Source organism: Thermoleptolyngbya sichuanensis A183 (assembly GCF_013177315.1).
Taxonomy (GTDB): domain Bacteria; phylum Cyanobacteriota; class Cyanobacteriia; order Elainellales; family Elainellaceae; genus Thermoleptolyngbya; species Thermoleptolyngbya sichuanensis.
On sequence record NZ_CP053661.1, the window covers coordinates 3758835 to 3773241 of the forward strand.

At 59.0% G+C, this 14407-nt stretch carries 8 protein-coding genes and 1 tRNA gene; 2 read left to right on the forward strand and 7 right to left on the reverse strand.

The features are described 5' to 3' along the window. The first annotated feature begins 16 nt into the window (after window positions 1–16). Window positions 17–1759, forward strand: coding sequence for a 2-succinyl-5-enolpyruvyl-6-hydroxy-3-cyclohexene-1-carboxylic-acid synthase (gene menD / locus HPC62_RS15620; RefSeq protein WP_172357160.1), 1743 nt, complete (start codon window positions 17–19; stop codon window positions 1757–1759). A gap of 66 nt (window positions 1760–1825) precedes the next feature. On the opposite strand, the gene HPC62_RS15625 is transcribed toward menD, so the two are convergent. Next, the gene (locus HPC62_RS15625) at window positions 1826–2464 is read right to left on the reverse strand and encodes a hypothetical protein (RefSeq protein WP_172357162.1); all 639 of its coding nucleotides are present in this window, start codon (window positions 2462–2464) and stop codon (window positions 1826–1828) included. Between the two features lie 199 nt (window positions 2465–2663). After that, window positions 2664–2735: transfer RNA gene (locus tag HPC62_RS15630), tRNA-Gln, on the reverse strand. Between the two features lie 296 nt (window positions 2736–3031). On the opposite strand from HPC62_RS15630, the gene HPC62_RS15635 reads away from it, so the two are divergent. After that, the gene (locus HPC62_RS15635) at window positions 3032–7060 is read left to right on the forward strand and encodes a choice-of-anchor D domain-containing protein (RefSeq protein WP_172357164.1); all 4029 of its coding nucleotides are present in this window, start codon (window positions 3032–3034) and stop codon (window positions 7058–7060) included. Window positions 7061–7188: 128 nt separating this feature from the next. On the opposite strand, the gene HPC62_RS15640 is transcribed toward HPC62_RS15635, so the two are convergent. The 5 genes from HPC62_RS15640 to HPC62_RS15660 form a co-directional block, all read right to left on the reverse strand. Next, window positions 7189–8823, reverse strand: a complete 1635-nt coding sequence (locus tag HPC62_RS15640; protein ID WP_172357166.1) for an alpha-D-glucose phosphate-specific phosphoglucomutase — start codon at window positions 8821–8823, stop codon at window positions 7189–7191. Between the two features lie 25 nt (window positions 8824–8848). Continuing rightward, the gene (locus tag HPC62_RS15645; protein ID WP_172357168.1) at window positions 8849–9859 is read right to left on the reverse strand and encodes a 2-hydroxyacid dehydrogenase; all 1011 of its coding nucleotides are present in this window, start codon (window positions 9857–9859) and stop codon (window positions 8849–8851) included. Window positions 9860–9889: 30 nt separating this feature from the next. Next, a complete protein-coding gene (locus HPC62_RS15650; protein WP_172357170.1) occupies window positions 9890–10585 on the reverse strand; it encodes a 2,3-bisphosphoglycerate-dependent phosphoglycerate mutase in 696 nt (231 codons plus the stop codon). 102 nt (window positions 10586–10687) lie between these two features. Continuing rightward, on the reverse strand, window positions 10688–12124 hold the full coding sequence (gene pyk, locus HPC62_RS15655) for a pyruvate kinase (protein ID WP_172357172.1): 1437 nt from the start codon (window positions 12122–12124) through the stop codon (window positions 10688–10690). Window positions 12125–12434: 310 nt separating this feature from the next. Further along, window positions 12435–13622 carry a transposase gene (locus HPC62_RS15660; RefSeq protein ID WP_172354921.1) on the reverse strand — a complete coding sequence of 396 codons (1188 nt, stop codon included), beginning with the start codon at window positions 13620–13622 and terminating at the stop codon, window positions 12435–12437. Window positions 13623–14407 lie beyond the last annotated feature (785 nt).

Sequence of the window (14407 nt, forward strand, 5' to 3'; positions counted from 1 at the left end):
CTCTTCCTCTCGCTGCATGGACTTCCGCAATCTCAACACCCTCTGGGCTTCTGTGCTAACTGAAACGCTGGTGCGACTAGGATTGCGGGTGGCGGTGGTGTGTCCGGGGTCGCGGTCGGCTCCGCTGGCGATCGCCCTTGCTCAGCAGTCGGGTCTGGAGGCGATTCCGGCGCTAGACGAGCGATCGGCTGCCTTTTTTGCCCTGGGCCTGGCAAAGCAAACCGGACGACCGGTGGCCCTGGTCTGCACGTCGGGCACGGCGGGCGCAAACTTTTATCCAGCGGTGATCGAAGCCCGCGAAAGCCGCGTGCCGCTGCTGGTGTTGACGGCAGATCGTCCGCCGGAACTGCGCGACTGCAACGCGGGACAGACGGTTGATCAGCAAAAGCTTTTCGGCAGCTTTGTGAACTGGTATCACGAAGTCGCCACACCCACGGCGGAGTTTTCCCAACTGGCCTACCTGCGCCAAACTGTGATTCACGCGTGGGAGCGTACCCAGCGACCTGTTGCAGGGGTGGTGCATCTCAATCTGCCTTTCCGCGACCCGCTGGCCCCCGTGCCCCAGCCAGCGGTATTGGCGCTCAGGGAATCCCTAGATGAAGCCCGTTTCTTTGCCAATGTCGGCTGGGATGACGGAACGCCGGAGCCGTGGCGTAGCCCAGACTGGGGGCGATCGCTCTCTTCTATTCCCTCTCGCGGCATTATCATCGCAGGCATTGCCCAATTTCCCAATGCGGCTGCGGCCCGGGCCCACTGTCGGGCGATCGCCCAGCTTTCCTCCTGTCTGGGGTTTCCGGTGCTGGCGGAGGGGCTGTCGCCGCTGCGAAACTATGCCCGCCTCAACCCGTATCTGGTATCGAGCTATGACACGCTGCTGCGCGATCCTGACTTGGCGACGGAGCTGGCGCCGGAGGGGGTGCTTCGGATTGGCGAGATGCCCACCAGCAAGGAGTTGCGAAGCTGGCTGGAGCGCACTCAGCCGCAGCAGTGGGTGGTAGACGGGGGCGATCGCAATCTTGATCCGCTGCACCTGCGGACGGTTCATCTGCGCTGCGCTGTTCAGCACCTCGTTCAACACCTGGCCGCGTCGCTGCCCAGCCCCCCCGCGCCGCCGACGGATTACCTGAAGCGCTGGTTGCAGGCAGAGACGGACTGCTGGCAGCAGCAGCGGCACACCCTGCGATCGCTCGACTCGCTGATCGAAGCCAAGACCGCCTGGGTACTGTCGCAATGCTTGCCGCCGGAAACGCCGCTGATCATCGCCAACAGCACGGCCGTTCGCTATGTAGAATGGTTTTGGGAACCGGGCGATCGCGCCATTCAGCCCTTCTGCAATCGCGGCGCAAACGGCATCGACGGCACGCTTTCGACCGCTCTTGGCATCGCCCACGGCAACCAGCCCAGCGTTTTGCTAACGGGCGACTTGGCGCTGCTGCACGACACCAACGGTTTTTTGCTGCGGCCCCGCCTGCGGGGCCACCTCACCATCGTCCTGATCAACAATCGCGGCGGCGGCATTTTCGAGAACCTGCCCATCGCCCAGTTCGAGCCGCCATTCGAGGAATTTTTTGCCACACCGCAGCCCGTGGAATTTGCCCCACTCTGCGCCACCTATGGCATCGCCCACGAACTCGTCCACACCTGGGAGCAGCTTGCCCAGGCGCTAAAGGTGCTACCTAGCGAGGGGATACGGGTGCTGGAACTCCAGTGCGATCGCAAGCTCAATGCCCGCTGGCTGGCTCAGCGTACCCCGCGCTAGGCAGATCGGGCGTTAAAACGCTTCTCCTAAGCGCCTCTTCTAAACGCCTTTCCTAAAGCACCCTCATCAAGGCTTTGCCTGACTCAGCATCTTGCGAATTTCGTCGTTTAGCTCACGAAAGACGTGCCGTGGACTCACTTCATCCAGCATTTCCACAATGCGCTGCGTCTGTGCATCAGTCAGTGATGGGTTACCCGTCAGCGATTCTAGCTTGACCTTCAGAATGCGATCGCGAATCTCGCTTTCCGAAGCCCCATTTGCTACCATATCCGCCACAATCTTGCTGGACTTGGCAAACTGAATGAAGTCCTTGTTCAGCAGGTCATAGGACAGTTCGCCCTTCTTATTTGTGTAGGCCTTGACGATGGCTTCATACTCGGCGCTGTCTACCGTTGCCACTTCTTCGGGCGAGGCCTCTTCGTCTTCAGGCGCTTCTCGCACGCCGCTCAGCTTGACCGGGCCCCGACGAGAGTAGGGCATTCCTGCCGTCAGTTCCATCGCCTCCCGAAAGGCTTCCATCGGAAAGGTTTCGAGGTTAATATTGGCGGCCGGTTCTGGCTCGGCAGTGCGGCGGTTGATGGTTGCCAGACCAGGCTGGGCATTGTCATAGCGCAAAATCACAATGCCTGCCTTGCCATCTCTCAACTTTTGGCGATAGGCAGCGGCTTCAATCGTGGAAAGTTCAACAATTTTTGTTCTGATCATGAGTCAGACCTTGTACTGGATGACCAAACGGAATCTGGAGTCACCTTACCACTCAATTGACAAGGCTCTGGAAGTGCGCCCCGACACATTCTGCAAAAGTAGAACAGTTGCAGATGCCGATTCACCGCGCAAATTCACAGTACCGCACTCAGCCCTAGCTTCTAAGGCTTGATGAAGCTAACCACAAAAATTAGAAAAACTGGGGCGCTAGGATTCGAACCTAGGAATGGCGGGACCAAAACCCGCTGCCTTACCGCTTGGCGACGCCCCAATGGGGATGGCAGGACGCAGACGCTCTTTCGTTTCCGTCACAGCTTCATTATTCTAACCAATGGTTCTGCAATTTCGCAAGATTTTTGGAAGCAGACTTTTGGCAGAGCTTGAAACCCTGTGGCCCGCAGCCCCAAAGTCCCCACCTCCTGTCCCTACCTCTTGTCCCCAAATCTGCGCGATTCAGTGTTGCGTTTTGGGGCGGGCGCATTATCGTTATGAATACTACCCGCAACAAAAATCCGTCCGCGTCCACCATCCATCTGGCTCTAGGGTGAACCTTGCTTTCGTATCGTCATGTCGCAAACCTACGAACATTTGCTGGCTGAAAAGAACCTGTTAGACCAAGCGCGGCAGGGAAGTGCGGAGGCGATCGCCACCTTGCTCAACCGCAGCCTCAATCCCAGAGGCATCACGGCAATGGCCCGGCTGGAGCAAGACACGCTGCATGTTCTCGTGGAAGCCGTGCCCGCGCCGCCGCCAGATCTTGCGTCATTTGTTCATCAGGGCATTGCGGGGCTAGGCATGGCCACCGCCAAGACGCTCAAAGTTTACGGCCGGCAGCGCGGCATCAGCCAGATCGGATGGCAGCAGGCGTTTAGTCTGGCGACCCCTTCTGGCTTGGGCGGCGTGTCTACGGTGATGCAGGGAACCCAGGCGGGAAATGGGTTGCCCGTGACCGAGTTTGAACTGGGGGCGGGCGGACAGCAGGTGATTGCGGGCGATCGCCGCTTGCAGATGACTCCGCATGGTGCGGTGGTGACGCTCTTGCCGCAGCCCTCAGCGCCCTCGCTGCGATCGCGCACCCTGCCCAGCCCCGAAGCGGCCTGCCCGCCAATGCCCTACCTGGTGGGGCGCGAAAAGGAATTGGACGGGGCGATCGCCGCGCTGGAACAATCCGTGCCCGTCGAGTTTTATGGCGAATCGGGGCTGGGCAAAAGCGCCCTGGCCCGCGCCCTGGCCCACCAGCCCTCGGTTTTGGGGCTGGCTGCTGAGGGGCTAGTCTACCGGGTCGTCGGCGAGCAGCCCGTCGAGGATCTCTACCAGAGCCTATTTGAAGATTTTTTTGAAATTGACGAAGGCATTCCCCACAAGCTGAGCGAGGAAGAGGTGCAGTATGCCCTGCGCCAGAAGCGGGCGCTGGTGGTGCTAGATGACGTGCGCCTGCCGCCCAACGTGCTGGAACGAATGACGCGCAACCTGACTACGCTGGGCCTAATTGTCACGGCTTCAGAGCGCCATCTGTGGAACAATAGCCACAGTCTGCCGCTGAGCGGATTGCCCCAGAGCGAAGCGGTGAATCTGCTAGAGCGCTATCTAAACGATCCCCTCACGCCGGAGCAGCGATCCAGCGCAGAACAGCTTTGCACGTTGTTGTATGGGCATCCGCAGCGGATTTTGCAGGCGGCAATGCTGGTGCGCGATGGACATTTGTCCCTGCTGGCCATGATCGAGCAGTTGCAGTCAGGGGCGACGCTAGAAGTGCTGGTGCTGCGGGCGTGCGCCACCTTCCCGGATGCCGAGCGGCGCTGTCTGGCGGCGCTGGCGGTGTTGGGGGAAGTCCCCGTGCAGACGCACCACCTGGCCGGACTGACGGGCACGACCAATCCCCAGCCAATTGTGGCAACCCTGGTCAGCCGGGGCTTTTTGAGCAGTGACGGGGTGCGCCACACGCTGGCAGGAAATTTGCTGGCTCCCCTGCGGCAGTTCTGGAACCTGGAACAGTGGGTGCAGCCGGTGGTGCGCCATTTTCTGCACTGGGTCCAGCAGCAGGCTCCCATCAAAGGGGCGCTGTTGCCAGATTTGCCGCTGCTGATGCGGGTGGTAAACCTGGCTGCTGAAGCAGAACAGTGGAAAGAAGTCGTGCAGTTTGCCCGTGTGATGGACGGCCCGCTAGCGCTGGGGCGACGTTGGGGCGCGTGGGAGCAGGTGTGGGATGCGGGGCTGCGGGCGGCAGAACATTTGGGCAATTCCCAGGCGATCGCCCTGGCCCACCACCAGCTAGGCACCCGCGCCCTCTGCCTGGGCGACAGCTTTGCCGCGATTAACTATCTCAACCAGGCGCTGCGCCTGCGGGAAGCCGGGGGCAACGAAACCGCCGCCGCCGCCTCGCGCCACAACCTCAGCCTGCTGGTGGCTCCGATGCAGCACCTCCAGCCCCAGCCCCAGCAGCCGCCCCAGTATCAGCCCCCGCCGCAATATCCGCCGCAATCCCCACCCCAATATCCAGGGCCCCAATATCCCTCGCAGATCCAGCCGCCCCAGCCCCAACCGCCCCAATACCCAGCCCCAGAGCCGCAGCCCCAACTGCCGCCGCTGCCAGCCCAGCCTACGCCCGCGCCCCATCCGCCCTACCAGCCGCCGCCGCCCATGCCGGGAACCTCCGACCCCGAAGCAGAGGCAGCCTCCTCGCGCTTTTCGCCGCTGCTGTTGGGGGGACTGGTGGCCTCGCTGCTGCTGGGGGCGCTGGCGGCCTGGCTGATGGTGCGCGATCGCCCGTCCTTCAGTGTCAATCCCAGCAGTCTCACCTTTTCCAACCAAACGGTTCACACCAGCAGCCAGCCCCAAACCGTGACCCTGCAAAATACAGGCAGTCAGGCGCTACGGCTGGGACGGATTACACCCGTCGGGGCCAATCCAACGGATTTTCAAGTTGCGGAGCAATGCACCCGCGCTCCACTGCCGCCGGCCCAGTCCTGTACGATCCAGGTCACGTTTACGCCCCAGGGCCAGGGCGATCGCATTGCGGATCTGGCCTTCAATGACATTACGGGCGTGACCCGCTACACCATTCCCCTGCGCGGCAATAGCCCCAGTGCCATTGGCGGCAGCCCCAGCCCCGGCAGTCCGTCGCCTACGCCCCCGGTCAATCCTGATGTGGCGCTGCGGTTCAACCCCGGCACGCTGGACTTTGGCGAGTGGCAGGTCAATGCTCAAACCGGCCAGCGGACGATCGCCCTAGTCAACAACAGCGCCGTTCCCGTGACGATTCAACTGGTGCGGGCCGATGGGCAGGCCCGCAGCGACTTTTTAGTAAGCGAGCAGTGTACAGGCGGGCCCCTGGCCCCCGGACAAAGCTGCCCGATTTTTGTCGCCTTTCGCCCCACGGCCCCGGGCCAGCGCACGGCGAATATCAATGTGATCGACACCAGCAATCGCCCGTGGAACGTGCCGCTGACGGGCTACGGCGTGGCCACTGCGCCCCAAACGCCCACCCTCAGCATTACGCCCGGCCGGGTAGATTTTGGCTCTGTCACGGTTCGCAATACTAGCCGCGAAGAGCGCTTCTTTTTGCAAAGCACGGGGGGCGTGCCCATCCAGCTTCGCAATATCAGCATCGAAAGCCGGACGAGTGATTTTCGACTGACGCGCAACACCTGCCCCAGTGACTTGCCGCCGGGGGGCCGCTGCGAGGTGGGCGTGGTGTTTAGCCCAGAGGGGGAGGGCGATCGCCGCGCTGCCCTGCGGTTCGACAGCAACGACTTTCGGGGCACAGCCCGCGTCATGCTCATGGGTCAGGGTGTGCCGCCTGCGGTGCCTGCGCTGCGGGTCAACCCGCTATCCATTGACTTTGGCAGCATCGAGCTAGAGCGGGCCAGCGCCCCCCGTGCCGTCACCATTAGCAATATGGGCACCGCGCCGCTGCTATTGGGCGATATCCGGGTCAATGGCAACCCAGACTTTGTGAGCGATCGCAACTCCTCCATCGGCGCGGAGTGTTCCAACCTCTCGCTGCGGCCGGGGCAAAGCTGCGGCTTTAACGTCGTCTTTATTCCGCAGGTAGAAGGGTCGCGCAACGCCAATATCGTGATTCCGACAAACACTGGCTCCACCTCTGTCGCGCTGCGGGGCAACGGCTCGGTGCAGCGCTTCCCCACCCTCAGCATCCAGCCCACCAGCATCGATTTTGACAATCAGACCATCGGCAACATGAGTGCGCCCCGCTCTGTGACCCTGCGAAACAACGGCAATGCGCCCCTGATCCTGGGAAATCTGGGGCTGAGCGGGGAAAACCCGTTTGACTTTGCCACCTCGAACGACAGCAACTTTGCGATTAGCTGCACCAACGTAACGCTGGCTCCGGGTGAGGTTTGCACCGTCCAGATAATGTTCAACCCAACGGAGCCGGGATATCGCACGGCCCAGTTGGTGATTCCCCACAACGCCCCCAACAGCCCTGGACGGGTCAGGGTCGGCGGCGTGGGGCAGGCCGCGATTACGCCGCTCCCGGAACCGCTCCCCGATCCACAGCCTGAACCACCTGGCCCGCCCCTCCGACCGCTGCCTGTGCCCCTACCACAGCCCTTCAACCCGCTGTCGCGCTAGTTCGATTGCGTGCTGGGAGATGATCTGACCGAGTATTCGAGTCTACCTTTAACCCACTGTCGCGGTAGTTCAATCGCGTGACCACTGGGCGATCGCCCCAAGCAGAACTGCGATCGCCCCAATCCGGATCAGGTAATCACCGTAGGCTTGTCCATGCCCGTGTATTCTTTGATCTGGGCAATCTCTTCGGCGATCGCAATCAGGTCGCCCAGCGCCACCTGCGGGTCGAGGGTGTGTTTAGCGATGTTGGGTTCATAGCTTTCCAGATAGAGCCGCAGCGTTGCGCCCTTGGTGCCCGTGCCCGACAGCCGCAGGATCAGGCGAGACCCATCCGTAAAGCCGATGCGAATGCCCTGGTTTTGGCTGACGCTGCCGTCTACCGGGTCGGTATAGATAAAGTTGTCGGCGTATTCGACCGTGTAGGAGCCAAAGGTTTTTCCAGGCAGCGTTGGCATTTGCGCCTGGACGTGATCGACTAATGCCTTAGCGCGATCGCTCGCCACCTCTTCATAGTCATGCCGCGAGTAGAAGTTGCGCCCAAACATCTGCCAGTGTTCTCGCACGATCTGCTCTACAGGCTGTTGCCGCACCGCCAAAATATTCAGCCAAAACAGCACCGCCCAGATGCCGTCCTTTTCGCGGATATGGTTCGACCCGGTGCCAAAGCTCTCTTCGCCGCACAGCGTCGCCTTGCCCGCATCCAGCAAATTGCCAAAAAACTTCCAGCCCGTCGGCGTTTCATAGCAACCAATCCCCAGCCGCTGGGCCACCCGATCCGCCGCTGCGCTAGTCGGCATCGAGCGGGCCACCCCTGCCAGCCCGTCCTTATAGCCGGGAACCAGGTGCGCGTTTGCCGCCAGCAGTGCCAAGCTGTCGCTGGGGTTGACGAAGAAATTGCGCCCCAAAATCATATTGCGATCGCCATCCCCGTCAAACGCCGCCCCAAAATCCGGCGCGTCCTCTTTGAACATGATCTCCACCAGATCATGGGCATAGGTCAGGTTGGGGTCGGGATGGCCGCCGCCAAAATCCTCCAGGGGCGTGCCGCTGCGAACTGTGCCTGCGGGTGCGCCCAACTGCTGCTCAAAAATGGCATGGGCGTAGGGCCCGGTAACGGCGTGCATCGCGTCAACGCACAGGCGGAATGAGCCATTGGTCAGCAGTGCCCGAATCCGGTCAAAATCAAACAGCGACTCCATCAATTCCTGATAGTCGGCTACGGAGTCGATCACCTCGACCACCATGCCGCCCAGCTTGCTTTCGCCCAGCGTGTCGATGTCTACATCGGACGCATCCAGGAGTTTGTATTCCGTAATTTCTTTGGTTCGCGCAAAGATCGCCTCCGTCACCTTTTCCGGCGCGGGTCCGCCGTTTTCTATGTTGTATTTCACGCCAAAGTCGCCATTAGGGCCGCCGGGATTGTGGCTAGCAGAGAGAATAATGCCGCCAAAGGCCTTGTATTTGCGAATCACGCAAGACGTGGCAGGCGTAGAGAGAATGCCGTGGTGCCCCACCTTCACGCGGCCCCAGCCATTGGCCGCCGCCATTTTCAGAATCAGTTGGACTGCTTCGCGGTTGTAATAGCGACCGTCGCCGCCCAGCACCAGGGTTTGCCCCTGATAGCCGTCCAGACTGTCAAAAATCGACTGGATGAAGTTTGCGAGATAGTTGGGCTGTTGGAAGGTGGGAACAGACTTCCGCAACCCCGAAGTTCCGGGCTTCTGATCGGCGAAGGGCTGCGTGGAAATAGTTTGAATATTCATCGACAATCCTCTCGGTTAAGCAAGTTCATGCGCTGACCAGCGGTTGGGTGATCTCGTTTGGACAGGGCCGCCCCTGCTCAAAGTCGTCTAGGTTGTCCAGGGTGGTTTCGGCAATATCCCTAAGCGCATCTTCAGTGAAAAAGGCCTGGTGTCCGGTCACGATGACGTTGGGAAACGTAACCAGCCGCTCGAAAACATCATCTTGAATAATCTCATTGGACAAATCTTCAAAAAACAGATCCGCCTCCTGTTCGTACACATCGAGGCCCAGTGCCCCAATGATTTTACCCTTGAGTGCATCAATTACCGCTTCCGTGTCGATTAGCCCGCCCCGACTGGTGTTGATCAGCATCACCCCGCGCTTCATCTGGTCGATGGTGTCGGCGTTAATCAGGTGGCGGGTTTCGGGTGTGAGGGGGCAGTGCAGCGAGATAATGTCGGCGTTTTCAAATAGCTCTGGCAGTTCCACATACTGAGCCGCGCCCAGCGCCGTAAACTGGGGATTTATCCGGTGGTCATAGCCCAAAAGCTGACAGCCAAAGCCATGCATGATCTGGGCAAAGATCAGACCGATTTTGCCCGTGCCGATGATGCCAACGGTGCGGCCGCGCAGGTCAAACCCCATCAGTCCTTCCAGGCTGAAATTTCCGTCGCGGGTGCGGTTGTAGGCTCGGTGAATCTTGCGGTTGAGCGCCAGCACCAGCCCCACAGCAAACTCTGCCACCGAAAAGGGCGAATAGGCAGCGACGCGGGCAGCCCTGATCCCCAGTTCCGCTGCGGTTTTGAGGTCTACGCCGTTATAGCCTGTGCAGCGCAGCGCGATGAAGCGAGTGCCTCCAGCGGCGATCGCCCTCAGCGTGGTCGCATCCAACTGGTCGTTCACAAATACACACACCGCTGGAAACCCCGCCGCCAGCACCGCCGTACGGGCATTCAGCGATTCTTCAATGAACACCAGCTCATGGCCCCGGGTTGCGCCGAGGCTTTCCAGAATTTCGCGGTCGTACGCCTTGGCGCTAAACACTGCCACTCTCATGCCAGATCCTCGCAAATACCCAGCAATCGCCTACAGATCCAGCACCACTTTGTGAGTCACTTCGCCGTGTTCATCAATGTCGTACACAATCGGCACGGCAGTTCCCAGTTCCAGCTTGGCCACTTCTTCGCCCGACAGCTTATCCAGCTTCATAATGATGGAGCGCAGCGAGTTGCCGTGGGCGGCGATCATCACGTTTTTGCCTTGCAGCAGGTAGGGCAGAATGGTTTCGTTGAAATAGGGCAAGACGCGGGCCTGCGTGTCTTCCAGGCTCTCGCCACCGGGGGGCGCGATATCGTAGGAACGTCGCCAGATTTGCACCTGATCGGCTCCGTATTCTGCTGCGGTCTGGGCCTTGTTCAGCCCTTGCAGGTTGCCATAGTAGCGCTCGTCTAGGGCTGCGTTGGTGAAAATGGGCAGCACTTCGTCTGGATTGTCGTAGTTATCCAGACCTTTCCAGTCGGGGTCGTCGTCGTCGTGCTGAATGATGGGAATCTTGCCGCCGCAGATGTCGTCGCACTCGGTCAAAATGCAGACTGCGGTTTCAATCGCCCGAATCAGCTTGCTGGTAAACACCACATCTACGCGATATTCCCGCAGCTTGGTCGAGGCAATCGTTGCTTCGGCGCGGCCCCGTTCGCTCAGCGGCACGTCTACCCAGCCAGTGAACTTATTGACCGCATTCCAGAGGCTTTGTCCATGCCGGGTCAGGATTAATTTTGCCATAGGGTTTAGAGAAGCGTTATACGCTCTGAAATCAGGTGAAGTTAACGGTGAAATTAAAGATGAAACCAAAGGTTTTTTGCAGCTTGAAACCAAAAGCTAGTGCTACCCAGCAGCAAAGGTGCCGATGGTGTGAATTTTGAGGAAATTTGTGCCGCCCGTCACCTTCATCGGGATGCCGCCGACCACCAAGATGCGATCGCCCACCGAGGCCAACCCCCGCTCCAGCAGGTATTCCTCCGCCTGCCGCAGCACCGCCTCAAACTCGGTTGTTTCCTCTTGCAGCAGCACCGGCCTCACGCCCCACACCAAGTTCAGCCGATGGTACACGTCGATATTTGGGGTCAGCGCCACCACAGGAGCCGTCGGCCGCTCCTTCGAGGCCAGCTTTGCCGTATAGCCTGTATTGGTAAACGCCACAATGCACTGGAGCGGCAAAAACTGGTCGATGGCGTTTAGCGCTTCGCTAATGGCGTGGGCTTCGTCTTCTTTGGAGGGGGGGTAGTTGACGAAGTGATAGTCGCGCTCCACCTCGCGGGCAATGCGCGTCATCATCTGCACCGCCTCCACCGGATAGGCCCCCATCGCCGACTCACCCGACAGCATCACTGCGTCTGTGCCGTCGAGAATGGCGTTGGCCACATCGCTGGCCTCGGCGCGAGTCGGGCGCGGGTTTTGGATCATGCTCTCCAGCATTTGCGTTGCCGTGATCACCGGAATCCCTAACTCGTTGCAGCGGCGAATGATGCGCTTCTGTGTCAGGGGCACTTGTTCTGGCGGCAGTTCCACGCCCATGTCGCCCCGCGCCACCATAATCGCGTCGCAGGCGCAGAGAATGTCTTCCAGATTTTCAATAGCCTGGGGCTTTTCTAGCTTGGCCAGCACGGGCACATCGGCATGGCCCTTAGAAGCCAGCAAATCCTTGAGCGATCGCACGTCGTCACCCCGCCGCACAAAGCTCAGCGAAATCCAGTGGACATTTTGCGACAGCCCAAACTCCACATCCTGAATGTCCTTGTCCGTCATCGATGGCAACTTCAGGTTCAGGCTGGGCAGGTTCACGCCCTTGCGGCTTTTCAGCAGCCCGCCCTTGACCACACGGCAGCGCACCTCGCGGCCCACCACTTCCTCCACCTGCAATTCCAGCAAGCCATCATCCATCAGCACTTGCGTCCCTGGCGTTGCTTCTTCCCACAGGTGCGGATAGTCAATCGAGACGGTATTGGGCTGCCCGTCGAGGGCATCGTCTGGCACCAGAATCAGCGGTGCACCCTCCTCCAGGGGAATGCCCCCATTCGGCATTTGCCCAACGCGAATTTTCGGCCCTTGCAGGTCTTGCAGCAGCGTAATCGGCGTATCGAGTTCTGCCTCGACCACCCGAATCATTTCAATTGTCTTGGCGTGATCTTCGTAGGAACCGTGAGAAAAATTGAGGCGGGCTACGCTCATGCCCGCATTCACCATTTTTTTGAGAATTTCGGGTGATCTGCTGGCAGGGCCGATTGTAGCGACAACTTTGGTGCGGGGGGTGAGGAGTTTCATAGCGGCAGTGGCGGGGTGAAGGTTGCTAAAGGTTGCTGACAGAATCCAACAAGCGAACCATCGACGAATTAGCGCACCGAGTCATCTGGGAATTTGGCTATGACCCTACCGCACAATCCTGAATGCTGTTTGATAACTGGATAACAGCAGCCCAAAAATCCCTAAATTGGTGTTGAGCGCAACAGTTCTTGTAATTACTCAACCCAATAGCCAATCGAACTGATGTGAGGTAAGGGCACGAGAAATGGCATCAAAGGCAGAAATGCCCTGACGCTTTGCAGTATTGACCCTGACTGCCTGACACATCTTTTTATGCGGACTGCCCGGGTGTCGGCTGGCAGCACAAGGATTGAATTCTAGAAAACCAAATGCGGTCATAATAGTGGGCTTCAGCTTTTTTAGAGGCAAAACAGGGTTCAGGGTCAACGGTAAATAGGGCAATCAGCTGAAGCAGTGTTCGCCCTTTATTGACGGCACCCTTGAGCCAGCGCAAACCTATGTTGAGATAGCTAATCCCTCGCCTCCAGTGCGGGTCAACCTGGCAGCGTAGCCCATCGAGTTGCACCGCCATGCCCTGGGTCGTGCCATCAAGGATAGCGATCGCCGCGACCAGATAGAGGCGTTCGAGAGCCGGAGCGGAGCGGATGCCGGAAGCTTCTAACTCAAAGACACCAGATTTAGAATCGAGGAAAAGCTCCTCGACTCGAAAGCGGAGAGCATATTGCCACAGGGTATTGAGGGAGGGAGACTCATCAGTGATGACCGCCCAGGGTTCCTCGACGCCTTTGACATGAGCCAGCACCAAATTGCAGCGCCAGCGCCCCTCGCTCCAGATTCCCACCCCTTCATAGAGTCGAGCTTCACCTTTGGGAGGCCACAGATAGCCTACCTTAACAGGATGACGGCGCGGACCCTGCACCACTACGTCACTGGGCAAGCGTAAACAATAGTGCCAGCGACTTTGGCTTAGCCACTCCAGCAGGTCATGGTTAGCAAACCCGCGGTCGGCTAACACCATCACATCGGGGTACGACTGCAACAGCCGATGGGCTAACCGCAGCATGGGGAGGTATCGCTTCGTGCTGACGGTGGCACTGGGATGCTCCAAAACCCGCCACAGCAGCGGCACCGCTCGTCCGCAACAGGTAACCGTCAGGTGAATCCTGCAGTAGCGATTCCACAACACCGTCGTATCGAGCGCCAGGTAAAGCCGCCGACCTTGCCAGCGATGGATGGCGGCTAGCACCAGCGGCACGTACAGACTTTTGACCCGCACCCGGCGATTGCCTAGGAAGCGCTGCCACCGGCGTTCGGTGCTTTGCGCCTGACGGGCCCGACTGGGCACATAGGCTTCCCACTGCGGCAGGCTCAACCGACCGCTGCACACCAGGGCCGTCACCATCCACGCCAGCGCTTTGAGGTGGCGCAGGTCGCGGGCATTACTGGATTGACGCAATAACGACAGCACTTGATCATAGAGGCAGGTGGTGGCTGGCATGATACAGACCCTGAGATGACGCAAATTTCAGCGTCTCATGTCAGCTCACCTTTTCCCTCTGTTGACGAGGTCTCAACTCTTTCAACCACTTGTGTCAGGCAGTCAGGTGTACACCCATTTCGATTACTTGCGTAAGGCTCTGAGCAGAAGTGTTGAATCTTGATGGTAAAACTTTACAAAAAGCACTCTCAAGAGGCGGATTATTGAGAATGGAAGCAATAAGTAGGTCATTACAGGCAGAATTATAGATCTTTTGTACTGGATTCAGCTATGAACTTGCCCTGCTAACATTGCGTTCAACACTTCTGGGCTCTGAGATATCCCCCTAAGAGCTAATTTATGAAGCAAATCTTAAGAAGCCTGAAACTCTTGGCATGTGTGGCTTTGAGGTCATGTTTGCCCAGGAAAAGCGGTTTCTCGGAAATCCTTGATTAACAAGGCTTTCAGGCTCCTTTACAAATTAGCTCTAAATCCCCCTTGATTAAGGGGGACTTCCGATCCGGTTCTCCCTGCTTCGGGTTTCGGTTCCCCCCTTACTGAAGGGGGGCTAGGAGGGATCAAAGCACCGCCGCTTGAGTTCGGTTCCTGCTTATTTAAAGGGGGCTGGGGGGGATCAAGGCATCGCTGCTCAAGCCTGAGAACTTGTGTGTACAAAGTAGGTTCTCTAAGAGAGTTGTCTAAGAGGATGTTTGAAAAGTCCTACTGTTTGTAGCAAAGCGTGCAAGATCCCCCTTAAATCCCCCTTAAAAAGGGGGGCTTTAAGGCGGTTTCCCCCCTTTTTAAGG